The organism is Staphylococcus coagulans (assembly GCF_002901995.1).
Classification (GTDB): domain Bacteria; phylum Bacillota; class Bacilli; order Staphylococcales; family Staphylococcaceae; genus Staphylococcus; species Staphylococcus coagulans.
On the sequence record NZ_PPQN01000004.1, the window covers coordinates 59,305 to 82,855 of the forward strand.

Annotated in this window: 25 protein-coding genes and 1 riboswitch; of the genes, 5 read left to right on the forward strand and 20 right to left on the reverse strand. The window is 37.0% G+C overall.

The window, feature by feature from the left end; genetic code table 11:
* Positions 1-269: 269 nt before the first annotated feature.
* Together cydC and CD118_RS01025 are read right to left on the reverse strand one after the other, a co-directional pair.
* Complete coding sequence (cydC, locus tag CD118_RS01020) at positions 270-1,958, reverse strand: thiol reductant ABC exporter subunit CydC (RefSeq protein WP_103356103.1); 1,689 nt, start codon at positions 1,956-1,958, stop codon at positions 270-272.
* The gene (locus CD118_RS01025; RefSeq protein ID WP_060830301.1) at positions 1,959-3,593 is read right to left on the reverse strand and encodes an ABC transporter ATP-binding protein/permease; all 1,635 of its coding nucleotides are present in this window, start codon (positions 3,591-3,593) and stop codon (positions 1,959-1,961) included. It abuts the gene before it with no gap.
* Between the two features lie 367 nt (positions 3,594-3,960).
* Here CD118_RS01025 and CD118_RS01030 point away from each other — a divergent pair, with 367 nt between their 5' ends.
* The 4 genes from CD118_RS01030 to CD118_RS01045 all read left to right on the forward strand — a co-directional run bounded on the left by CD118_RS01030 (position 3,961) and on the right by CD118_RS01045 (position 6,891).
* Positions 3,961-4,812 (forward strand): undecaprenyl-diphosphate phosphatase, encoded by an 852-nt coding sequence (locus CD118_RS01030; protein ID WP_016424441.1) that lies wholly within the window; start codon positions 3,961-3,963, stop codon positions 4,810-4,812.
* A 190-nt stretch (positions 4,813-5,002) separates the two neighbouring features.
* Positions 5,003-5,719 carry a hypothetical protein gene (locus CD118_RS01035; protein ID WP_060830302.1) on the forward strand — a complete coding sequence of 239 codons (717 nt, stop codon included), beginning with the start codon at positions 5,003-5,005 and terminating at the stop codon, positions 5,717-5,719.
* 3 nt (positions 5,720-5,722) lie between these two features.
* Entirely contained in the window at positions 5,723-6,172 is a 450-nt protein-coding gene (locus tag CD118_RS01040) for a YaiI/YqxD family protein (protein WP_060830303.1), read from the forward strand.
* 152 nt (positions 6,173-6,324) lie between these two features.
* Entirely contained in the window at positions 6,325-6,891 is a 567-nt protein-coding gene (locus tag CD118_RS01045) for an LOG family protein (protein WP_050346235.1), read from the forward strand.
* 126 nt (positions 6,892-7,017) lie between these two features.
* On the opposite strand, the gene CD118_RS01050 is transcribed toward CD118_RS01045, so the two are convergent.
* The 4 genes from CD118_RS01050 to CD118_RS01065 all read right to left on the reverse strand — a co-directional run bounded on the left by CD118_RS01050 (position 7,018) and on the right by CD118_RS01065 (position 9,135).
* Positions 7,018-7,593, reverse strand: a complete 576-nt coding sequence (locus CD118_RS01050) for a GNAT family N-acetyltransferase (RefSeq protein WP_050331655.1) — start codon at positions 7,591-7,593, stop codon at positions 7,018-7,020.
* An 86-nt stretch (positions 7,594-7,679) separates the two neighbouring features.
* Positions 7,680-7,979, reverse strand: a complete 300-nt coding sequence (locus CD118_RS01055) for a hypothetical protein (protein ID WP_016424436.1) — start codon at positions 7,977-7,979, stop codon at positions 7,680-7,682.
* A gap of 129 nt (positions 7,980-8,108) precedes the next feature.
* A complete protein-coding gene (locus CD118_RS01060; protein ID WP_060830304.1) occupies positions 8,109-8,489 on the reverse strand; it encodes an SA0632 family lipoprotein in 381 nt (126 codons plus the stop codon).
* A 190-nt stretch (positions 8,490-8,679) separates the two neighbouring features.
* Positions 8,680-9,135 carry a GNAT family N-acetyltransferase gene (locus CD118_RS01065; protein ID WP_103356104.1) on the reverse strand — a complete coding sequence of 152 codons (456 nt, stop codon included), beginning with the start codon at positions 9,133-9,135 and terminating at the stop codon, positions 8,680-8,682.
* 97 nt (positions 9,136-9,232) lie between these two features.
* Between CD118_RS01065 and CD118_RS01070 the strand changes: the two genes are divergently transcribed.
* Positions 9,233-9,916 carry a DUF1129 family protein gene (locus CD118_RS01070; protein WP_050346001.1) on the forward strand — a complete coding sequence of 228 codons (684 nt, stop codon included), beginning with the start codon at positions 9,233-9,235 and terminating at the stop codon, positions 9,914-9,916.
* A gap of 254 nt (positions 9,917-10,170) precedes the next feature.
* On the opposite strand, the gene CD118_RS01075 is transcribed toward CD118_RS01070, so the two are convergent.
* The 14 genes from CD118_RS01075 to kdpF all read right to left on the reverse strand — a co-directional run bounded on the left by CD118_RS01075 (position 10,171) and on the right by kdpF (position 23,411).
* The gene (locus tag CD118_RS01075) at positions 10,171-11,376 is read right to left on the reverse strand and encodes a sugar efflux transporter (RefSeq protein ID WP_060830306.1); all 1,206 of its coding nucleotides are present in this window, start codon (positions 11,374-11,376) and stop codon (positions 10,171-10,173) included.
* Between the two features lie 127 nt (positions 11,377-11,503).
* Positions 11,504-12,370, reverse strand: a complete 867-nt coding sequence (locus CD118_RS01080; protein ID WP_016424431.1) for a LysR family transcriptional regulator — start codon at positions 12,368-12,370, stop codon at positions 11,504-11,506.
* 123 nt (positions 12,371-12,493) lie between these two features.
* Positions 12,494-13,057 (reverse strand): ribonuclease FAU-1 family protein, encoded by a 564-nt coding sequence (locus tag CD118_RS01085; RefSeq protein ID WP_060830307.1) that lies wholly within the window; start codon positions 13,055-13,057, stop codon positions 12,494-12,496.
* Between the two features lie 371 nt (positions 13,058-13,428).
* On the reverse strand, positions 13,429-13,905 hold the full coding sequence (locus CD118_RS01090) for a cupin domain-containing protein (RefSeq protein ID WP_050346003.1): 477 nt from the start codon (positions 13,903-13,905) through the stop codon (positions 13,429-13,431).
* Positions 13,906-13,928: 23 nt separating this feature from the next.
* Complete coding sequence (locus CD118_RS01095; RefSeq protein ID WP_050331999.1) at positions 13,929-14,642, reverse strand: YebC/PmpR family DNA-binding transcriptional regulator; 714 nt, start codon at positions 14,640-14,642, stop codon at positions 13,929-13,931.
* A 74-nt stretch (positions 14,643-14,716) separates the two neighbouring features.
* Positions 14,717-15,724 (reverse strand): ThiF family adenylyltransferase, encoded by a 1,008-nt coding sequence (locus tag CD118_RS01100; RefSeq protein WP_082165746.1) that lies wholly within the window; start codon positions 15,722-15,724, stop codon positions 14,717-14,719.
* Complete coding sequence (locus CD118_RS01105) at positions 15,724-16,491, reverse strand: thiazole synthase (RefSeq protein WP_103356105.1); 768 nt, start codon at positions 16,489-16,491, stop codon at positions 15,724-15,726. The genes CD118_RS01100 and CD118_RS01105 overlap by 1 nt, the downstream gene beginning before the upstream one ends.
* A 2-nt stretch (positions 16,492-16,493) precedes the next feature.
* Positions 16,494-16,694, reverse strand: a complete 201-nt coding sequence (thiS, locus tag CD118_RS01110) for a sulfur carrier protein ThiS (RefSeq protein WP_060830309.1) — start codon at positions 16,692-16,694, stop codon at positions 16,494-16,496.
* Between the two features lie 5 nt (positions 16,695-16,699).
* Positions 16,700-17,284: a thiamine phosphate synthase gene (locus CD118_RS01115; RefSeq protein WP_050331661.1), complete on the reverse strand. Its 585-nt coding sequence runs from the start codon at positions 17,282-17,284 to the stop codon at positions 16,700-16,702.
* Between the two features lie 73 nt (positions 17,285-17,357).
* Positions 17,358-17,465, reverse strand: a riboswitch (TPP riboswitch).
* A 19-nt stretch (positions 17,466-17,484) separates the two neighbouring features.
* Positions 17,485-18,111 (reverse strand): Bax inhibitor-1 family protein, encoded by a 627-nt coding sequence (locus CD118_RS01120; protein ID WP_050331662.1) that lies wholly within the window; start codon positions 18,109-18,111, stop codon positions 17,485-17,487.
* A 903-nt stretch (positions 18,112-19,014) separates the two neighbouring features.
* Positions 19,015-19,578, reverse strand: coding sequence for a potassium-transporting ATPase subunit KdpC (kdpC, locus tag CD118_RS01125; RefSeq protein WP_050346006.1), 564 nt, complete (start codon positions 19,576-19,578; stop codon positions 19,015-19,017).
* Positions 19,579-19,588: 10 nt separating this feature from the next.
* The gene (gene kdpB / locus CD118_RS01130) at positions 19,589-21,613 is read right to left on the reverse strand and encodes a potassium-transporting ATPase subunit KdpB (protein WP_060830310.1); all 2,025 of its coding nucleotides are present in this window, start codon (positions 21,611-21,613) and stop codon (positions 19,589-19,591) included.
* Positions 21,614-21,628: 15 nt separating this feature from the next.
* Positions 21,629-23,305 carry a potassium-transporting ATPase subunit KdpA gene (gene kdpA / locus CD118_RS01135; RefSeq protein WP_103356106.1) on the reverse strand — a complete coding sequence of 559 codons (1,677 nt, stop codon included), beginning with the start codon at positions 23,303-23,305 and terminating at the stop codon, positions 21,629-21,631.
* A 25-nt stretch (positions 23,306-23,330) separates the two neighbouring features.
* Entirely contained in the window at positions 23,331-23,411 is an 81-nt protein-coding gene (gene kdpF, locus CD118_RS12350; RefSeq protein ID WP_081635118.1) for a K(+)-transporting ATPase subunit F, read from the reverse strand.
* Positions 23,412-23,551 lie beyond the last annotated feature (140 nt).

Consider the following 23,551-nt stretch of genomic DNA (forward strand, 5'->3'; position numbering starts at 1 on the left):
ATCAATATTTACGAAATCATACTGGGGAATCGTAGTATTGACTTTTCAACCTGTTACTTTTCATAAAATCATAACAGGTTGAAATCATATCAAAAAATGAGGTGTTTGATATTGACCACCTTGGTTTATCTATACATACTTTATCAACGACTGAAAGCGCGTTGAATGCATAAAAGACTTTGCATTCACGCACTTTTTTTATTTTATCTTTTCCTACTCTGCATTGCACATCTCATCTATCATTAGGCTATAGCATCAACATGTATGGCTTATAGTTCAATGGGGCGATGAACATATTCCGCCAAAAATGATTCTGGGGACATATCTCCCACCACTTTTCCTTCTTGCATAACAATCACACGATCAAAATCTTTTAAATATTCCATATCATGTGTCGCGACAATCAATGTTTGCGCTTGCTGGTGAAGCTGTTGCATGACCAGTTTTGAATTTTCTATATCTAACGCAGTGGTTGGTTCGTCAACGATCCAAACTGGTTGTTGACGAAGTAGCATACGTGCAATGGCTAATCGTTGAAATTCCCCACCAGAAAGCGCTGTTCTCATCATCGTAATCGGTCGTTCTAATGGAATATGCGCTAACTGCAATTGATCTAACACCTTACGACATTTCGCCTCTGACGCGTGGGTCAATAAATTATCATACACTGTACCGTCGAAAAAATGCGGTTGTTGTAATAATGTATCGATTTGCGCATGAAAATGCGACGTATCGAGTTGACCAATAGGCATCTGATTTATCATTATTTGACCTTCTGTGGTATCGTACAAGCCCATTAAAAGATACAATAGGGTTGATTTTCCTGCACCTGATTCTCCAACAATCGCCACATGTTCGCCTTGATAAATCGTTAAATTCAAATGAGATAAAATGGGTCTTTGTTGATGTTCATAACGTAATGACACTTCTTTCAAATTGAACATCGGTTCGCCGTGCTCAATGTCTGAAATATTTACTTTTCGGTGCCCCTCTTCACTACCTTGTTCACGCATCACTTCTGATAAGCTTTCTTGTGCAAGTTCTGTCTCGCTCTTATAATAAGCCACTTGGCTCATTGGCACAGCTTGCTCAAGTAATGTCAGAATCATTAAAATAATACTTGTCGCATAAACGACATCAACATATTGTTTTTCGACCATCACAATGATTAGGATGACACTGACCAATAGTGCAACCATACTTATGATATTTCTCACATATGCATACTTCAAATGTCCCCGTTGTGAATGATGTTCTGCTAAATTAAAGTGTGTTTCACTTTCGGAAAGTTTGGCATCATATTTTTCAGAACTATTGAAGCGTCGCAGTTCATTGTGACCTAAAATTCTGTCGTGATACACATGCATAAATTGTTGTTGAGATTGATTAACAGTCGTCTGAACCTGCTTAGCTTGTTGTGCTTGAAGCCAAGGCAAAACCAACAACGTTAACACCATCGTGAATAGGATTAATAGCGCATGTGTCCATGAAAAATAAAATAGGACGCCCGCTGTTAATAAAGTCGTTATTCCTATCACAATAGGCGGATAATAGACACGTAAATACACATTTTGCAAAGATTCCACTTGCGTCACCATACGGCCTAATAAATCACTTGAACGAAATTTACGAAATACATCCGGTACGATTGGAATTAAAGTGCGGTAGAGTTGTACACGTACATCTCGTAACATCGTAAATGTGGCCCGATGAGAACGTAATCTTTCATAATAACGTGTAATTGCACGAGTAAAACCGAATAATTTCACTGTAACAATAAGCCCCATTAATGCAAAGAGAGGCGCACCTAGCGCACTTTGTGTGATCATATAACCACTTAAGAAAAACATGCCTAAAGCAACCGCACTCCCTACGACACCTATGAAGATGGCCATTAAAATATCTTTGTTCCATTTAATATTAATGGTTTGATTTAATTTTTGATTGTATTTATTCATTTAAACATCACCATCCTGTGGATCCGCCTTGAAATCAATTTGAATCTGGGTATCATCAGAGCGTATCTTCCCGTCTTGTAAATAAATTCGACGGCTCGCATGTGCTATCGTTTGTTGTCTGTGTGCAATCGTCAATCGCGTCGTCTCAGTAAAATAGGTATCCAACGTTTGTTGAATCAATTGTTCAGTTGCTCGGTCTAATCCAGCAACAGGCTCATCTAAAACGACAAAGTCTGGCTGCATCAACAAAAGACGTGCCAATTCAATTCGACGCATTTCTCCACCTGACATCATCTCGCCACCCTCTCCAATAAGCGTGTCTATACCATCGTGTAAAGCATTGACTTTATCCCACAAATTGACCGCTTGCAGGACAGTCATCATTTTTTCACGCGGAACTGTATTGAACACACTCACGTTTTCCGCTATCGTTGCATTGAAAATATATGGATTTTGTGATAAATAACCCATCTTTAGGTGTGCGTTTTGATAAGAAACATATCCTTTTTGTGGCACCAATTCTCCAAGTAAGATTTGAATCAATGTAGATTTACCAGCACCACTAGGGCCTACCAGCGCAATTTTGTCCCCTTTATTAATATCAAATTGGATATCACTCAGAACCGCTTTCGCCATACCTTCATAACAAAATGACAGATCTCGAACTTGGATAAGAGAAGTCTGTGTTGTATCTATCACAGGTAACGGATGATTCGGCAATTTATTATCGAGCGCTTCATGAATAATATCACTTGCGCCTTCACTCTCTTTTCCAGTATGAAATGCTTGCCCCAAATCTTTAATCGCATTATAAAATTCAGGTGCCATAATTAACGCAATAGCTGCTGTGTAGAAATGAATAGATTTAAAGACAATCAAACTCAACCCCACTTCTAAAGCGACCAGTCCAATGCCTAGCATACTGATAAATTCAAGCATCAATCCTGAAAGAAAAGCACTTCTTAAAATGACCATCGTCTTGTCACGAAATTGTGTACTCTCTCGTGAAACAGTCTCCACCGCTTGCTCTGAACGATTAAATAATTTTAAAGTGACTAATCCTTTAGTCAAGTTGAGAAAACGTTGACTGAAATGGTTTAAAAAAGTCATTTGGTCTTTGGCATCATCTCGTGTTTTCAATCCAAACACGATGTAAAAGACTGGAATAAAAGGTGCAGTCACTAACATGATCAGTGCTGCAGGAATATGGATTTTAAACATGACAACAATAATCACAAATGGAATAAACGTAGATTTAAAAACTTGAGGTAAATAATTTCGATAGAACGGCAGCATATCGGCTAGTGTCTCAGTAGCCATTGTTAATCTTTCACCAACTGCTTGTTGATTCACTTGCTTCAATAAACGGTGTCGAATCGTCGTCCGAACACGATGCGAAAGTTTTTCACCTAACCACGAATTCAAATAATCTAAGCTTGCCCTCATTAAAAGTGCCACTGCTAAAAGCGTCACTAAAGGTAACCAGTGGGTGGATTTATTTGTAAGTAGACGGTCTAATATCACACCAATCGTAATATTTTGTGTCACGACTGTGATTGCCAAAGCTAAGCAAACAACCGCCATTAATAATGGATATAAGTAAAATTTCTTTGCCCATGAATGCAATTGTTTCATTTTTTTCGTGCCTCCATTTTGGATGCGTTATTTTTTCTATTTTACATTGTTTATGAGGCAGAAAGCTAAAAATTAAATTGACATTTTCAAACGATTTTCATGACATTCATACGCTGAATCAATGCGCCTGGGCTCTTTTCGAAGATGTGACAGATTTTCGAATATCCTTAACCTTTTGATATCTGCACTTAATGCTTTTTACTAGAATAGGATAACCTAGCCTTTTAGATACCTCATCGTCTTATCCAGTTTGTTTTCATACTTTGGTCCTAGAATATAGGTTAACTAAAGACATGTGAGGGGTTCTTGTGCTATCATATGCTATATTATATTTACAAATAAACAAAAATGAATAGAGGGTACTTGTATGTTATTTTTTGAATTGATCAAAGCAATCATTCTCGGTATTGTGGAAGGTCTTACAGAGTTTGCTCCTGTTTCTTCCACTGGGCATATGATTCTCGTCGATGATATGTGGCTCAAGTCGACTGAATTTTTAGGCTCACAATCTGCTTTTACATTTAAGGTTGTCATACAGCTAGGTTCCATTTTTGCTGCAGCATGGGTATTCCGTCATAAATATTTCGAAATGTTACATATTGGTAAGTATGCACCTGAACGTCAAGAAGGTCGACGTTCTAAGCCACGACGTTTGAAATTATCACATATTATTGTCGGTATGATTCCTGCTGGTATACTAGGATTTTTATTTGATGATTTAATTGAAAAGTATTTATTCAGTGTACCAACTGTTCTCATTGGACTTTTCCTTGGCGCAATTTATATGATTTTAGCTGATAAATATAGTCGCAACGTTCGAAATCCAAAAACTGTTGATGAGATAAACTATTTCCAAGCATTTGTTATCGGGCTTTCTCAAGCTATTGCAATGTGGCCAGGTTTCTCTCGTTCAGGATCAACAATTTCTACAGGGGTCTTGATGAAGTTAGACCATAAATCAGCCTCAGATTTCACTTTTATGATGGCTGTGCCTATTATGCTTGCGGCAAGTGGTCTATCCATCGTAAAGCATTATAATTATATTCAATTTGCGCATATCCCGTTTTACATTTTAGGCTTTTTAGCTGCATTTATCTTTGGTTTTATTTCAATTAAACTTTTCTTAAAATTAATTCAAAACGTGAAGTTACTACCTTTTGCTATTTATCGAATTGTGCTCGTCGTCGTTATCGCAGTCGTATACTACGGTATCTTATAAAAAAGCTCACGCACAATCAGCATCTCAGTGAGGGGTCAAATTGAGGGCGTGCTTTAATCTCTAGCAGTTGACTTAAAGATTAAAGGCGCCCTCTTTTACATATGTTTTCTCACCTCGACCTCTAAGCGTTTATTTCCAAGCGCGAAAGGGTAATAACACATAAGTATACTCACAAATGGAGGCAACGTTCATGAACAAAACTATCAAAACAATTATAAACATCTTACCTGTCTTTCTCGTCCCACTCATTGTTGAACGTAAAAAGTTCAAGGCTCATCCAGATGTCCAAAAAGTGACACAAACGACCGTGCATACATCTCAAAAAGTAGCGCATAAAGCGGGACATGCTGCTGGGTATGTTAAAGACTCTGTCGTCTCTGGTTCAAGCCATTTAAAAAATCGTGTTCAAACTAAAAAACAACGTCATGATTATAATAAAGCGATGAAAAAAGAAGCGGAAAAACAACGCTATATGCGTCCTGAAAATGTACGCGCGCGTGGTGAAGACTTAGCGAAAGAAAACCGAAAAGAAATCGATAAACTTTCAAAGAAATTAGACAAACACATTTCAAAACGCCATAAAGAAGAAGATAAAGCGTTAGCCCAACGTCAAAAAAACTTAATTAAAAATATGGAAAAAATGCAAAAGTATGAAGAAAAAGTCGGTCATACACCTGGAAACATAGATTTGAAAACAAAGCAACGTGGCGATAAAATCGAGCAACAAAATAAAAAAGAAATCGAAAAAATGAATAAAAAATTAAAAAAACATCAAGAAGCGCTGCGTAAAGAAGAGGAAAAGAATACAAAAGCACGTGAAAAAGCATTGAAAGCAAATATGAAATCCTTACAAAAAGATGAACAGTTAAATGACACATCTCTAAATGCACGTCACAAGCAGGATTAATCAATGCGTATATTGATAGATGGCGATGCTTGTCCAGTCGTAGATTCGATTATTCGTTTGACGTCTGAGACAGGCATCTTTGTATATCTCTTTCGCACATACGACCATTTTTCTGTTCAATCATTTCCTGAACACGTTGAAGTGAAATATGTCGATGGTGGTCGAGATGCCGTTGACTTTATGATACTTCAATATGCTCAACCCGACGATATTGTTGTCACACAAGATTATGGTTTAGCGAGTTTACTTTTAAATAAGGTCAAGCATGTTTTGCATCATACCGGGCATTTATATACCCTTGAAAATATAGAACGCTTACTCACACAACGTTATTATCATCAACAAGAGCGTCGAAAATCAAAGCGTTATCCAAAAGGGCCAAAAGCTTTTAATCAAGATCAACGTTTATCTTTTGAATCGCAATTGTTAAAATTAATTGAGACACAACAGTAACATATGACCTGATTTCATCATTTTTTAAATCAATGATTAAAAAAGGTGACCCGATTGCGTAGACGCCTTTAATTTTACGTTCGTCACCTAAACCAGGTCGTTGGAAGAATATAATCAAGTAGATTCGTCAATATTAAGGAGGAGGCAATATGATTAAAAGAATTGCTGTCTTTTGTGGCGCAAGTAAAGGTCACGATGATACATATGTAAAAGAAGCATACGCTCTAGGAAAATACCTCGCAGAACATCAAATTGAGTTAGTTTTTGGTGCAGGTTCCGTTGGTATCATGGGTGCCATACAAGAAGGTGTCTTAGATTATGGCGGACGCGTGATAGGCGTTATGCCAAAGTTTCTAGATGAACGAGAAATCACAAGCCAAAAAGTATCAGAATTAATCTTAGTGGATTCGATGCATGAGCGAAAACAAAAAATGTCAGATTTAGCTGATGCTTTTGTGATGGCTCCTGGCGGTGCAGGATCTTTAGAAGAATTCTTTGAAATTTATAGTTGGGCACAAATTGGGTTACATCAAAAACCAATTGGTATTTATAATACGAAACAATTTTTTAATCCACTTCAAAATTTAATTGAACATATGATCAAAGAAGGATTTATTGATGAAAAATATACGCACCTCGCACACCTCTATGAAACGCCCGAAAGCTTACTAGAAGGTCTTAAAAATGCAAAACCTATCTCGACACGAACATATGATTAATCACAATTGTTCGAGATAGCGTGTTACACCATATAATACAAGGGAGCTGGTATGAGAAAGCCCATGTTAGGGATTGATGCCACTCCCTTTTTCAATTTATCGTTATCGGACATTTCTTTTATTTAATTACGACGACTTTTTATGTGTCTCTGCCACGTCATCATAAAGCGTTTTATGATATCTGACTTGTTGCTTTAAGACATGATGCGGGCTTAGCTCTCTTTTTTCAAATTTATCATAAAAAGACATTCCAATTTTCTCCATTACACGAATAGAAGGACGATTAATGTGAGCAGCGATGGCATATACCTCTGAAACACCTCGCTGTTTAATATAATTTAAAACCGCTTCCGCCCCTTCAGTAGCAATCCCGTTGTCCCACACTTCTGGTGATAAACGCCAACCAATTTCGTAAAAAGGTAAATTATCAAAAGGATAGTCGCTCGTTTTAGGTATGTAATTCACACCGATAAAACCAATCCATTCTTTTGTCGCTTTCAATTCAACCGCAAATAAACCGATTTTATTTTTAGATAGGTAAGCTTTCATCGCTTCAAAATCAAGTCTTGATTTTTCATAGCTTAACAGACTTGGAAAGTATTGTCTGACTTGGCGATTTGCATTTAATCGTTGCAAAGGTAGTAAATCTTCCTCTTGCCAATCTCTTAGCTTTAATCGTGCTGTCTCTATATATACTGTCATTGATGATCCCCCCATTGTTACCGCTCATAAAAAATAGACTCTATAGCTACAATAGCCATAGAGCTGCAAAAGTGATGCCATATCCATTATGCCTTAGAAATGTAGCTAATCAGTTGGATTTTAACGGGTACTTCTTTTATGCGATTTGGATTTTGACCTTTGCTTGTAGTAAATGTCGCATCGACAAAATCATTTTTATGGTTCAAACGATATGTTGCGACATACGTTTCCCAATCATGATCAAAATTAGGTTTTAATGCAATTACTCGTTTCAACTCACCTGTTGCATCAATAATTGAATAACCTGTAATATTTTCAAGTTCACGTCCGAGTTCAATTAATGACATGTCGCGACCTTCTAACAACTCAAATTCCTTTTCATACATGTGCAATCCCTCTTTTCTGTACGTTCATATATGTGTTTTTAATACCCTCTCCATTTTAACATCAAACGCTTGAGATGTAGTCAATGAATGAAAGCTTTCTGTTGCGCGCCTTTTATAATTTGCGTATGGTTAATGTTGCTTGTCGTTTGAATCTGAAGTTGCTTGTTCTTTATGCACTTCATTCGTCTTTTTATGTGTAGACGCCTTTTCATTAGCGTTTGTTGGTTCTTTTGTATGCTTGGCTTTTTCATGGTTTTTTTCTTTTTCTTGCGGTTTATCTTTTTTCTTTTCTGTATCCATTGATTTACCTTCATCAATAGATTTTTCTACATCTTTAATTTGATGATCTAAATCATCACCTTGCTTTTTTAACTTCTCATTTTCTTGTTGGAGTGTTTTTTGCTCTTTTTCTAGCGATTGAATTTCATTTTGCAGTTTATCTTTTTCACTCTTCCCACAACCAGACAAAACAAATGTGAGTGTCACAAGTATAATTAGCCATTTTTTCATTTTTCTTTCTCCCATATCAAAAAATACTTCTCTTTTATTCTATCATGGTTTTACGCTTCTAGCATAACAAGGCTATGCGCATCATGATAAAAAATCTGAATTCATTCGTGCCCTCTTTAGCTTTCTTTTCCATATCACAAAAATATAGACAATCTTCGAAAAACATCTAGATTCGTACTTCTCTATCGCCTTAATGTTCAAGGTTTTTAACCATCGTATACTTTTCGACTTGATAACCTAACTTTTGGTTCAATGCTATCATGGCTTCATTATTTTTATCCACTGTCCCAATCAACTGATGTGCCTCTTGTTTGATTGCCCACTGCTCAATCTCTTTTTTGAGTTGCTCTGCATAGCCTTGTTGACGATAAGCAGGTGCTACATAAAGAGATTCAATCGTCACTGTTTGAGAAGTACTATCAAAATGCGCCCATCCATACGCTTGAACTCTATCGTCGTCACCCCTCATCACACCTAGCCAGTCTTGTGTATAGCGTAACCGGCGATCAATCATTTCTTCGTACAGTGCAATTTCCATCTGACTCACAGCCTTTTTATTGCTATGACGCTGTTCATACAACATTTGTACATGTATTGATGCCACTTGATGTATATAGTGGTGATTTTTTGGTTTCAGTAAAAGCATACGTGATACCTCTCTCTTAAGTATTGATTTATTTCTATAAAATCGTCATAATAGTGACAGTTTAATGTTGAACCGAATAAAGGGAGGTGCATGACCAATGAAGACAACTAACGAACTCATGAAAGAAAATAATGTTAAGTCATTGCGCTTAAATAATACAGACCGTCAAATATTTGAAAGCTATATGACATATGTACGCGCAGATATGCGGGTCAATGCACATGATTCAGAAATTGTTCTACAACGTATTTTGACGCATTTGCTTAATGCTGAAAATAAAGGGATGCATGCGATGGATTTTTTTAATCATGATCCAAAAAAACATGCGATACAAACGATTAAAGAGTTACCCAACCATACATTTATCAATATATTTCGTTATATTTTCCAACATATTATTTTTTTATTAGGCCTCTTTTGCTTTTTAAAAGGTTTTTTAGGCTTCTTTATCAATGATACCCGAATTTATCTTTATACTTTCCCGTTCACTTTTATTTTAGGTATTTTTATTACATTTTTGTTTGTATGGGCTTGCTTTAAAATGGTACAGTTACAAGCTTTTAGCTATTCCCGAATTGCTTGGCTTTTAGGTTACATCGTTTTAATCGCTTTAGTGGTGATCATTTTTATTGTTTTCTTCTTCCCACAAAACTTTTTACAATTTGGCCCTTATATTCATATCAGCAATTGGGCTTTTATTGTCGCATCATTCATTATTGTACCTGTAGGTGCTTATTTACAGAATCATAAACAGAAACAGACCGGACCTTCATGGCGTTAAAGTTAAAGCACGGCCATCGTCCAAAGCAAAACGAAGACGATTTCCTATATAATAAATGAATCTTCAAAAGTAATGAGGTGCTTGAAGGTACATGTAAAAAATAAAACTTCTTCGCGCCCTTAATTTGCGCTTAAATGATTAAAAACGGGGCTAGGATCATATCCTAGCCTCGTTTTTTAGTTACTATTTAAATCATTACATAAATGAAGCCCTATTTATCTCCTCAGTTGTCCAGTCTATTTCCTGTATCGAATTTAGCTTACTTCAACTGTTTTTGGACTTTTTTTAGTAAATAAAATTAATACAAAACCTAATGATAATGATAATGCAGAGACATAGAAGACATTACCTAAACCAATCCAGTCACTCATAGCACCGCCTAGGAGGTTTCCTAACAACTGGCCGACAACCATTGCATTTGCAAATAATGTTGAAGCATAACCTGGAAATTGTGGCAAAATATCTTGAAAGTAGCTAATCCCTATACCTAATAAAACAGCTAAAAATGCTGCAAGTAAGACTTGACCAATTAACATCATTCTCACACTTTCAAACACGCCTATACTTCCAAAAAAGAGGCTTCCACAAACAGCTGCAATAGCCAACAGCGTTCGAGTTTGAACCTTACTCGCAACAATGCCTAAAATAATCATAAAAGGCACTTCTAAACCTGCACATAAACTTGCTAAATGACCTACATATTTCTCTTCTTCACCAAGATATTTCGTGACAAAAAGTGGCATATTGAGTGTGTACATCCATTGACCAATATGTAATAACACAAAAGCAACAAAAGGCACGATAAGATAACGATGTCTCAACATAGAAGGTGCATTTTGTTCAGTATGTGTCGCTGTACGCGTGGGTTGTTTCGTCTTGATATCTTTGAAAAAGAAGACTTGTAAGAGTAGTGTTGTCAAAATAATCGCGACAGTGCCTCCGAAAAGTCCACTATAGCCCCATGACTGATTAAGAATGTTACCCACTAAAGGTCCAAATAAGAAACCAAATGAAAACATAGACCGCAGCACAGAATTCGCAAAAACGGCGCGACTGCTTGAAGTTGACTGATCAATAGACTCTCTCGCAGATGCATAAAGTTGTGGCATTGCAGGTGCGAACAGCCCTTGAAAAATGGCATATAAAATAATAAATAGCGTTATAGAATGAATAAAAAAGGGGAGTGCAAAGCTAATAGCGCCCATAAATAACCCAATAATAATTAATAACTTGCGATTCACAGCATGTGTGTCTGAAAAACGCGCGACAATACTGTTCATTGTGAATTGACTAATTGCCGCAAGTGCTAATAATAATCCAAACTGATTGGTAGTCATCCCGAGTTGGTTTGTTGCAAATAGCACAAAAAAAGGTACTGTAATGGCAATCCCCATGCCAATCAGCATCATGTTGACTAAAAAGAGCTTATAATTTTTAATAGTTAATAATTCCCGAAACATTTGTTTTCTCCTTAATACGTAATTATCTTCTTTCTTAAATGACTTTACATCATCCTTTACTTTTTCTTCTGTTTACCTAAAAAAGCACACCCTTAAACCATCGGACGTAAACGCGCAATGGTATACGTCACATCTGATCAAGATGTAGATATTCTTTGAAAACATTAATAAATGAGCTCACTTGCGGTAATTGCATCATACTCATGTCATAACTTAAATATGTAGAACGCACGAGCGAATGTGCTTCTATGTCAACTTTTAACATCTCGAATTGTGTAATATCTAAGTCTTTAACCATAATTTCTGGTAATATGGTCACGCCAACACCACTCAAAAGTAACGCTTTACATGTAGCAACTTGATCCACCTTGATTCTTGCATGATAATCTTGAGACATATGTTGTTGATACCACGTTTTAATTTGATTAATGTAAACTGGATCAGCCTGAAATTCGATGAAAGGTAATTTATGCAACTCATCTTTTTTATTTTTAGGATAAATAAAATAGTGTTTATCGTCCATTAAATGATCATTATGCATATTTAATAAAGGATTTCCGCGAACAATCATTATATGATAATCATTATGATTCGCTTTAATATGTTCACTTGAACCCACTTGTAATTCAATTTCAACATTTGGAAATTCAGTTGTATAACGATTTAACACTTCAGGTAACACTGTTTGACCCACAAGTGATGAACAACCAATCGATAGTGTCCCGTTAATCGCACCCACATGTGCCTTAATTTTATCTTGAAACAAGCGCTCTTGCTTTAACATTGATTTTGCATGCGCTATAACCATCGCACCTTCAGTTGTCGTAATTAACTGCTTTTTTGTTCGGATGAAAATCTCAACACCAAAATGTCTTTCTATAGATTTAAGACGTTGCGTGACTGCAGGTTGAGAAATGTATAGTCTTTCAGCTGCTTTTCTCAACGTACGTGTCTCATCTAAAGTAATTAACAACCGATAATCATCAATTTTCATCGTAGCGCCTCCTCAAAATAAAAGAACACTAGACAAACAGAACATTGTCCAGTGTGCATGTATACTTTCACAGCACACGCTGGGTTGGTTGTAACGGTGTGTGAAAAACATTTCTTTTAATCACTAATACTGTTTATGCTTTTCTTTTTTCTGATACTTATGCTTGATTTTCTGATAACAGTACATTGCCCGTCTTTCAATACCTTCAAAATCCTCATCAATCTGGATCATGAGTTGGTGTGCGATCACATAAGCTTCATGGTATTGCTTTCTTGTAATTTGCTTCGTTTTCAGTGCATATTCCAAGTCATCTTGATCAACAAGTTCATATCGACCATTGGGTAGTGCGAGCACATCTAAGCACAAATCTAACGTACGTGCCTTACCTTTTTGCGTTATATTTTTTAAATTAATATCAAAATAATATTGCAATGGTTGTCCTTTATCATTAAACATGACAGTCATACTGTAACGCTTTTTTTCTGGTAATATTTGCAACCACTGATAGTTATCATCAGCCACGACTATCTTTTTACCTACAACGGTCACCTCTAAAGGCTCTCTCACCTTTTTAATTGTAATTAAACCTATGATGCCTTTAAATTTGTTATTGTTCACTTTAACTTCGATATAATCATGGTCTAAGAGGCGACGCCAGTGACGTTTATCAATATATTTCACTTTCACAGCCACCAACCCCCTTTCGTACATTATATATAAATCAGCGTTATATGTCACTTCTCTCAGTTTCTAACCCATTTGAACTTTGCTCATCTACGCCTCGATGATAGATGTCAGTCTGTCTAAAGCTATGTGATGTGCAATATTTTTTATACGTCAAATTAAGCGTAGACGTTGATTTTCTGAAAGGTGAGAACATCGTACGATTTCATACATCTTAATATGAAACAAAAAACATACTAAAGTGTATACAATCGTTAGGTTCTCATCACCTTAACATCCACCTTAGTATGTTTAAAATCACAACCACTGTCTCCCATCATCGCCCTATATGTTATGGGATTGACGTAATGAGGTCATTCCTCATTCCCTTTCATTTACACATTCTTTTTCGCATATTTTTGAATGATTGTTTTATGCTCAGGATAAGTTTTTATAAGCTCATCTTGTGTGAATAATTCAAAATGTTCAAATTGAAATGCCGGTTGTACCATACAACCCACTACCGCAAAACTATTTTCTTGTTCAATAGAAGATGCAAAAATGGTATTTTTAGGCACAACAAATTGTAATACATCACCATTTGCTACATCCGGACCGAGTTGCACAGTTTCATATGTGTGATCAGGGTGTATCATATGAATCGTGAGTGTATGCCCAGCATGAAAGTACCATATTTCATCAGCATCAATGCGATGAAAATGAGAAATGTTTGCGTCTTCTAATAAAAAATAAATACTTGAATAATTTGGACGGCTTTCTGTCTGATCTGGACTTAATATCGTTTCACGATAATATCCCCCTTCAGGATGAGGGGTTAAATTAAGATGCTGTATCCATTCTTGAACATTCATAATAAATGCCTCCCAATGATTTATTATAGTTCAACATTATGGAAGACACGTTGTACATCTTCAAGGTCTTCTAATACGTCAATCAGTTTTTCAAAAGTCGCTTGGTCTTCACCAGAAAGTTGCACTTCTGTTTGCGGTAACATTTCAAATTCTGCAACTTCAAAGTCAGCAACGCCCATGTCACGTAAAGCTTGTTGAACTGTAGCAAACTGGTCAGGTTCAGCATAGACGATTGTCAAATCACTTTCTTCAACCACGTCACGAACATCTACATCGTTTTCCATTAATGCTTCAAGTACAGTATCTGCATCAAAACCTTCAAAGGCAAATGTCGCTGTGTGATCGAACATATAAGCAACTGAACCAGAAACGCCCATATTTCCTCCATTTTTACCAAATGCGGCTCTTACATCAGATGCCGTACGATTAACATTGTTTGTTAAAGCGTCAACGATGACCATGGAGCCACTTGGACCAAAACCTTCATAACGTAACGCATCGAAATTTTCTTCGCCGCCACCTTTAGCTTTGTCGATTGCTCTTTCAATAATATGGTTGGGTACAGAATAAGTTTTAGCACGTTCAAGTACAAGTTTTAACGCTTGGTTTGACTCTGGATCTGGCTCTCCTGATTTTGCAGCCACATAGATTTCTTTACCAAATTTTGCATAAATACGACTTGTATTCTTATCTTTTTGTGCTTTCTTTTCTTTAATGTTATTCCATTTACGTCCCATTACTTCCATCTCGCTTTCACATGCTTTTTTGAATACTCTTTATTATACATGGAAATTTTACAGTATGGCAAATTCTACTCAATATGAACAGGTCGTACGAATAATCGTTGTACTAATTCATGCGCCGTTTGCTGATCTGACGCATGATAAATCAACAATCGGCCATCTTGATATAATGTCATTTCATAGTCTTTATATTGTAATCGTTTAATAAAATGATTTTCGATTAGGCATGTCACACTTGGATGGATTTTTGCTGAAAACTGCTCTGGAGAGAGTCTATATTGATAAACGCCACCACACAGTAATTGTGTTTGTTCGAGTTGCTTATGATTTAATCGATCATATTGATGTTGAGCACAAACTTTACAATCTTCTTCTTTCAATGCTGTGATAGACAATGTTTTCATTTTGCCACGATAAATATCCATTGTCGTCATACGATAAGAAAAATCACCATGCATCAAATAATGAAAGACTTCTGCTACAACCAGACTACTCGCCATATGAACAGCGGGTGGAAGAACACCATTAATATCACAACTTTCCATTGTATCTGGTACATCTGGCATTACACAATGTAAGCATGGACCATCTTGATGAATTGGAAAAACACTCACTTGGCTGCCCACTACAGCCCCATAAATATAAGGAATATTTAACTTTCTAGAGGCTTCATTAACTAAATAACGTGTTTCAAATCGATCAAGTCCATCTAAAATCATGTCGGGTTGCGTTTCATTGAGGATACCCAATATGTTTCTTGCGGTGATTTCCTCATTCAATGGTTCTATCGTCACCTCATGGTTCATTGCTGATAGATGTTGTTGTAATGCAAATACTTTCGGTGTCATGGCTTGTGCATCCGCTTCAGTATAGCCACTTTGACGATGTAAATTAGATAAGGACACCACATCTTTATCAACAATTGTTAAACGGCCGACACCACTTCGCGTCAATTGTTCTGCGATACCACTTCCTAGCGCACCAACACCGATAACCATCACATGTAATTGCTGCAGTTGGAGTTGTCCTTGTTGACCAAAAGGTTTAAATTTCTCTTGTCTGTTATAGCGGGTCATTATAAGAACCCTAACCCCTCTGATGGACTTGATTGAACAGCATTATAGCGAATAGGAATACGCCCGGCTTCATAGCTCAAGCGACCCGCTTCAATTCCTTTTTTCATTGCTTCTGCCATTTTCACAGGATCTTTAGCACGTGATACCGCAGAATTTAATAATATCGCATCTGCCCCAAGCTCCATCGCTTCCGCACAGTCTTTTGCCGAACCTATGCCCGCATCGATAATAACAGGAACTTGACTTTTTTCTATAATGTATCGCAAGTTTAAAGGATTGCTAATACCTCTTCCTGTACCAATTGGCGAAGCAAGTGGCATCACGGCATGTACACCAAGCGCTTCCAAACGTTTCGCTAACACAACATCATCTGAAATATATGGACAGACAATGTAGCCTTTTTCTAATAAAATTTCACATGCTTTATAAGTTTCGAGGGGATCAGGTAATAAAGTTTCATCGTCACCAATCACCTCTACTTTAATCATGTCACATACACCCGCCTCATTTGCCAATTCAGCAATACGTACTGCTTCTTCAGCCGTTTTCGCACCTGCGGTATTTGGAAATGTCGTAAATTTAGATAAGTCCACATTGGCTAAAGGATTAGGCAACTTTTCATCATACAAACTCATTCGGCGTACCGCAAATGTAAGTACTTCTGTTTCAGATGCGTCAATTGCACGAGATTGAATCTCTTCATTTTCGAATTTACCTGTTCCTAAAAATAATCTTGAATTGAAACTTAAATTACCAATTTTAAACATTATTAACCGCCTCCAACAAATTCTAAAAGTTCTAACTGATCATCTTCACGCACTTCAGTTGTATCCCACTCTGAGCGTTTTACAACTCCTTCGTTACGTTCGACTGCCATGCGTTTTGACTCAATACCAAAGTGATTCAATATATCACGAATCGTAGTACCTTCATCGAAAAGTTGCCTTTCACCATTCACATATACTTGCATTACCTTCACTCCTTTGCACGCCAATAAGTGACCATTTGTTTAAACTGATGGATTTCGTTTGAAAACGCACTTCCGATACATGCGATCCCCGAAAAACCTGTAGGAACGTTTTGGATTGTCTCAAGACGAATGCCTCCAATTGCAATAATAGGAAAGTCAATAGACAACACTGATGCAATTTCACTAGAGGATCGCGGTGGCTGATTGGGCTTAGAGGGTGTGGGAAAGAGATGACCAAACAACACAAAATCAAAACGTTGAGCTTGCGCATAGCGAATACTGTTTTCAGAATGTGTAGACATACTAATGCGATAATCAGGCGATTTCTGTTTGATATGTTCAGCTTCAACATCACCTTCTCTGAAATGAAGTCGATAAATGCCCAAGCGATCGGCAAGTTGCACATCTGTATGTACAATCATTTTAGATTTTGGAAAACCTTCATCACGCAACTTTAAAATCCATTTTTCTAGTTCAGGCTTTCTCATAGGTGTCCTGAAAATGACACCATCAATCTCAGGTTCAATTGCACACAAGCGCTGAATATGCGTATGATCAAGCTTTTGATAAGGTGTAACCACAACAATCATCGTATTCATCCTCCTTAACGCACCAAAAAAGCTACTTTTCATAAATCAAATTAAGAAAAGTAGCGTGTTTTTTCCACGAATTCAGCCACTTTCCTACGCCAGTACGAACTGGATCAGGTTCAGGAATTTTGAAATCGCATTTCAATCTCAGCCATTCGCAATGGCACTTCCAGTGGAATCGTTTTATCTATTCAATTGCGTTAACGTTTTACCATACGTGTTAATTCTAACACATAACGAATAATACGGAAAAGGTTTAAGAACAAATTGAAACCCATCTCTCTAGGTGAAAATTGTCCTCGTTTCATTCGATTAAAGTCATAAAGGGTATACAATAAGAATAATAACAAACCTACCACAGCAATAAGCGTATGGTAAATCGGATTATGGATAAACCACCCGAGTAGACTTGCTAAAATTAAAGCGATAAGTGTTACGAATAAATATTTTCCGATACTTGAAGCATCTTTTATCAAAAAGTAACCTAAAAATCCAAAAATAAGAAACGCTGCAATCGCTAATAAAACAGTGTTAAAAAATACACTCGGCCCCAAATCTTCTAACGTATACATAAATGTGGCATAGGATAATAAGCCTGCAACAATGGTATAAATATGTGAAATGATAGGACCACTAAAACGTACACGTTGTACAACCATCGAAGTAAGGATAAGGATAAGTAATCCTATCGATAACGGTTGGCGCCATGCTTCTGGTAAAAATTGACCTAAATAAGTTGAAATGCCAAAAATAAGCCAATAATAAACAAAAAAGAGCCAAACTTTTCCATAAGCCTTACTAGCGGCTTGATGTGTTGATGATGACATCTTTTCTCTCCTTTCTTTTTGGTTGTTATATTTTACGATAGATTGTGTCACGAATAAAATAAAGTCTCTTGGCTTGTACCCGAAAATGCACTTTTTAGACCTCATTCATCTTAGTTTTCACGCCGTGTAATCCACATCTTATGTTCACTATCATTGTGGCGTTTCTTTATGTTATATTCAGTTGCACAAATTAGCCATCAATCTATAGAATACTTTCCACTGACTTATGAAGCCATTAGCCGTTGGACCTTGTTCAATAACTCATTGTTACAATGCATCTTCTTTTATTTTTAACGACAGATGGATGGCAAGACTACTGAGGGAACAGGACAAGCCGAAGACTACAGGCTGAGGCTGTCCCCTTGGAAAGCAAAGCCATCCATACAAGTAACCCAACATCAAAAAAGCTTCAGCTTGTTGTGACTCAATACAGGACAATCAAGCTCTTTTTAATTAAAACAATGAATCGTCTTCTATTTTTAACGACAGATGGATGGCAAGACTCCTGAGGGAACAGGACAAGCCGAAGACTACAGGCTGAGGCTGTCCCCTCGGAAAGCGAAGCCATCCATACAAGTAATCCAACATCAAAAAAGCTTCAGCTTGTTGTGACTCAATACAGGACAATCAAGCTCTTTTTAATTAAAACAATGAATCGTCTTCTATTTTTAACGACAGATGGATGGCAAGACTCCTGAGGGAACAGGACAAGCCGAAGACTACAGGCTGAGGCTGTCCCCTCGGAAAGCGAAGCCATCCATACAAGTAATCCAACATCAAAAACGCTCTAAGACAGTTTCATTAAAAACAATCTTAGAGCGTTTGAATTGAGGAAATAACCCCAGCCTCATCTCTTCTATCATATCATCATAGACCCTACAACAGCCATTGTACAATCAATAATCAATGTGCTGACAGATGATCTAAAGCCATATTTAACGCCAACACATTCACATAGTCATCATACATCGTTCCTTTATGTGCTTGCTTAGTAATTAATTGATCAATTTGTTGTGGTGAGAGATTTCGTTGTTTTGCAATACGTGCCACCTGTTGTTTTGCATTATCCACCGTAATATCGGGATCTAAACCTGATCCAGATTCTGTCACTGCATCAATCGGTGTATGGTGTCCATCGTCTTGTTTTAAATCTTCCACTCTCTTTTTAAGTTCAGGATTGCCATTTGAATAGTTATCACTACCAGAAGCCACCCCTTTTTCTTTCAATGTCGCTTTATCCATATTATATTTGACAGCACTCGTTCTTCCGTGAAAATATTGCGGTTCATTCCACTGCTGTCCAATGAGATTCGAACCTACTACCTTACCATTCTGTGTCACAAGACTTCCGTTAGCTTGGTGGTGAAACAACGTCTGTCCAACTGCCGTTACAGCCAATGGAAAGAGGACACCACACAAAACCATTGTCATTACAACGAGTCCTATGCTACTTCTTATCGCTTTCATATACACCCTCCTATATCCACCATTGAACAATGAGATCGATGAGTTTAATTCCAATAAACGGAACAATCATACCACCCAATCCATAGACCAACATATTTTTCATGAGGATGGTCTCGGTTGAAGCACCTTTAATGCGCACACCTTTCATCGCAATTGGAATTAATAATGCAATAATCAGTGCATTAAATATTAACGCTGAAACAATTGCAGATTCAGGAGAATGCAAACGCATAATATTTAAAATACTCATTTCCGGTACAGTGACCATCATCATTGCAGGTAAAATCGCAAAATATTTGGCGATATCATTCGCAATACTAAATGTTGTCAACGCACCTCTTGTCATCAATAATTGTTTACCGATTTTAACAACTTCCATCAGTTTAGTTGGATTTGAATCCAAATCAATTAAATTTGCTGCTTCTTTTGCACTCAATGTACCCGAGTTCATAGCTAGGCCAACGTTGGCTTGTGCTAATGCAGGCGCGTCGTTTGTTCCGTCTCCTGTCATCGCGACGATATGCCCTTTTTCTTGTTCTTCTTTAATGACTTTTATTTTATCTTCTGGTTTACATTCTGCGATAAAACGATCCACACCTGCTTCTTTCGCAATAGTCGCGGCAGTTAATTCGTTATCACCTGTGCACATGACTGTCTCAATGCCCATTTGACGTAACTCTTGAAAACGTTCGACCAATCCTTCTTTAATGACATCTTTTAAGTAAATGACGCCTAAAATTGTTTGATCTTCAACGACGATTAAAGGTGTTCCGCCTTTACTAGAGACTTCAGTAACCAGCGATTCAATATTAGAAGGTACCATGCCACCTTTTTGTTTAACATATTTAATCATACTATTAGGCGCCCCTTTAAAGACTGTGCGATCTCCTATGATAATACCGCTCATACGCGTTTCTGCTTTAAATGGTTGGTAGTCACCTTTGACTTCGTCCGGTAATTGAACCGATGAAGCTTGCGCCAAAGCAACAATACTTTTACCTTCAGGTGTATCATCATAAACAGAAGTTTCATAAGCTGCGACGAGCAATCTGTCATACCATTCTTCATGCACGGGCATCAATGATTCCGCTAAACGGTTACCATAAGTAATTGTGCCGGTTTTATCCAAAATTAATACGTCTACGTCTCCGCATGTTTCTACAGAGCGTCCACTTTTAGCTAAAATATTAAATTGTGTAACGCGGTCCATCCCAGCAATACCAATAGCTGAAAGTAATCCCCCAATCGTTGTCGGTATTAAACATACTGTTAATGCGATCAACGTTGCAATGGGCACATTCAGTTTTAAGTACTGTGCAATAGGATAAAACGTTAAGATAACAACTAAAAAGATAATCGTTAAAGTAATAAGTAAGGTGAAAAGTGCAATTTCATTCGGCGTTTTTTTACGTTGTGCACCTTCGACTAAGGCAATCATTTTATCTAAAAACGTAGCCCCTTCCTCACTATCAACTTCAATAACGAGCCAATCCGATGTTACCGTTGTGCCACCAATAACACCTGAAAAATCACCACCTGATTCTTTAATCACTGGTGCTGATTCCCCTGTAATTGCAGATTCATCAACCGTTGCAATCCCTTCAATAATCGTTCCGTCTGATGGGATGGTTTCCCCGGCTTTAACAAGGATGCGATCCCCACGTTTTAATGCAGAACCATCAATCGTTTCGTATTTTTCATCGCCTATAATTCGACGTGCAACCATATTTGATTTTGTTTCACGAAGACTATTCGCCTGTGCTTTACCACGTCCTTCAGCAATGGCTTCTGAAAAATTAGAGAATAGAATCGTCAATAATAAAATCACAAAAATTGTAAATAAATAAAGCCGTGACATCGCATCATCTGTAAAAATTTGTGGGACAATCGTCATAATTAAAGTTAAAACCATCCCTACCTCTACAACAAACATAATTGGATTTTTAATGAGATATGCAGGGTTTAATTTTATAAAACTCTCTTTGACGGCTTGTTTGACTATCGCGCCATTCAAGACATGAGATGATTGATTCATTCAACATATCCTCCTTTATTTTAATGATAAAAATTCTCCAATAGGTCCAAGTAATAACACTGGTAAAAATGTCAAACCACTCAATAAAATAATAAAAATTGTGAGTGATACACCAAAGAAAGGTTTGTCGATAGCCACGGTCTGATCATCTTTTTGATATGCTTTTTTATTAACTAAGCTTGAAGCAATCATAATTTGTAAAATGATAGGTATATAACGCGCAATCAACATGACGATACCGGTTGAGACATTCCAGAACGTCGTATCATCTGCGAGTCCTTCAAACCCAGAACCATTATTGGCTGATGATGATGTCATTTCGTAAAGCGCTTGTGAGATACCATGAAATGAAGGATTCGTTAATGCGTCACTCGCACCAGGAATAATAAAAGCGAATGCAGTCGCAACTAAAATCAATATCGGATGAATTAAAAATGTCAATGCGATGAGCTTCATTTCTCGTCCTTCTATTTTCATTCCTAAATAGTTTGGTGTTTTCCCTACCATCAAACTACAAATAAATACTGTTAATAAGACGAAAATCAACATATTCATTAATCCAACACCTTCACCACCGAAAATGGCGTTAAGCATCATTAATACTAAAGGTACAAAACCACCAAACGGTGTAAGCGTATCATGCATATTATTAACTGTACCTGTCGTAAATGCTGTTGTAATCGTCGTGAAGAGCGCTGAAAGGCCTGGGCCAAATCTTACTTCTTTTCCTTCCATATTCGGTCCAACTACACCTAAATGCGATAACACAACGTTACCTTTGTACTCTGAAATAATGGCAATCGCAAAGAAAACTAAGAAAAATAACAACATTGTTCCAAATATGACATAAGCATGCGCATGAATTTGTTTACCACTTTTTGTTAACATTCTTCCAAATAGGAAGACAAGCGCACCAGGAATCAACATCATACTCAACATTTCAATATAGTTCGACCATACAGTCGGATTTTCAAATGGTGTTGATGAATTGGCGCCTAAAAAGCCGCCCCCGTTTGTACCGATATGTTTAATGGACTCTAATGATGCGATAGGACCATATGCGATTTGTTGAGTTTTTCCCGTGATCGTATGCAACGTTAGGTTACCTTTTAAATTTTGTGGTGTGCCTTGACTCGTCAAAAGAATACTCACAAGAAATGATAGCGGTATTAAAACGCGAACGATAAACCGTACAACATCTTGATAAAAGTTGCCAATGACATCTGTCATCCCCGTTAGTCGACGCAACATTGCAATACAAACCGCATAACCTGAAGCACTAGACGTAAACATCAAATAAGTGATGACAATCATCTGTGTTAAATAAGTGAGTCCAGATTCTCCAGCGTAATGCTGCAAGTTCGTATTCGTTAAGAATGAAGCGACCGTATTAAACGCCAATGAAAACGATTGATTTAAACTATGATTCGGGTTTAAAAAGAGCCATTGTTGAATCAGTAACAATAGGAATGACACGATTCCCATTAGTCCATTAAATAGTAGAAAATGTTTCAGATATGTCTTACCCGACATGTGCTCTAACTTTGTCCCTAACACTTTGTAAATCCCTTCTTCCACACCTAAAAACACCTTATCTGCCGGTGTAGGGATTAATAATGCAACACTATATAAGTATCGACTTAATAAAAATGCGCATAAAAGAAAGATAATTAAAAAGATAACGACTTCCATGTTTTCCCTCCATCAATAATTGAATTTAAAACTTTTCACTGTAAATTAAGGCGTATACTAAATAGCCAATTAATACGATGACAATGAGACCTAATACGATGATCATCCCTTGACCTCCTCCTTATTGCAGGAATCATTATATAAAAATTTCTATAAGGAGATTATTAATATTTGCATCGTTTTATTAAGAAGTTATTAAGATAAAGAAAAACGTATTTTTTTATAGAAAATATAAGATTTGAAGTT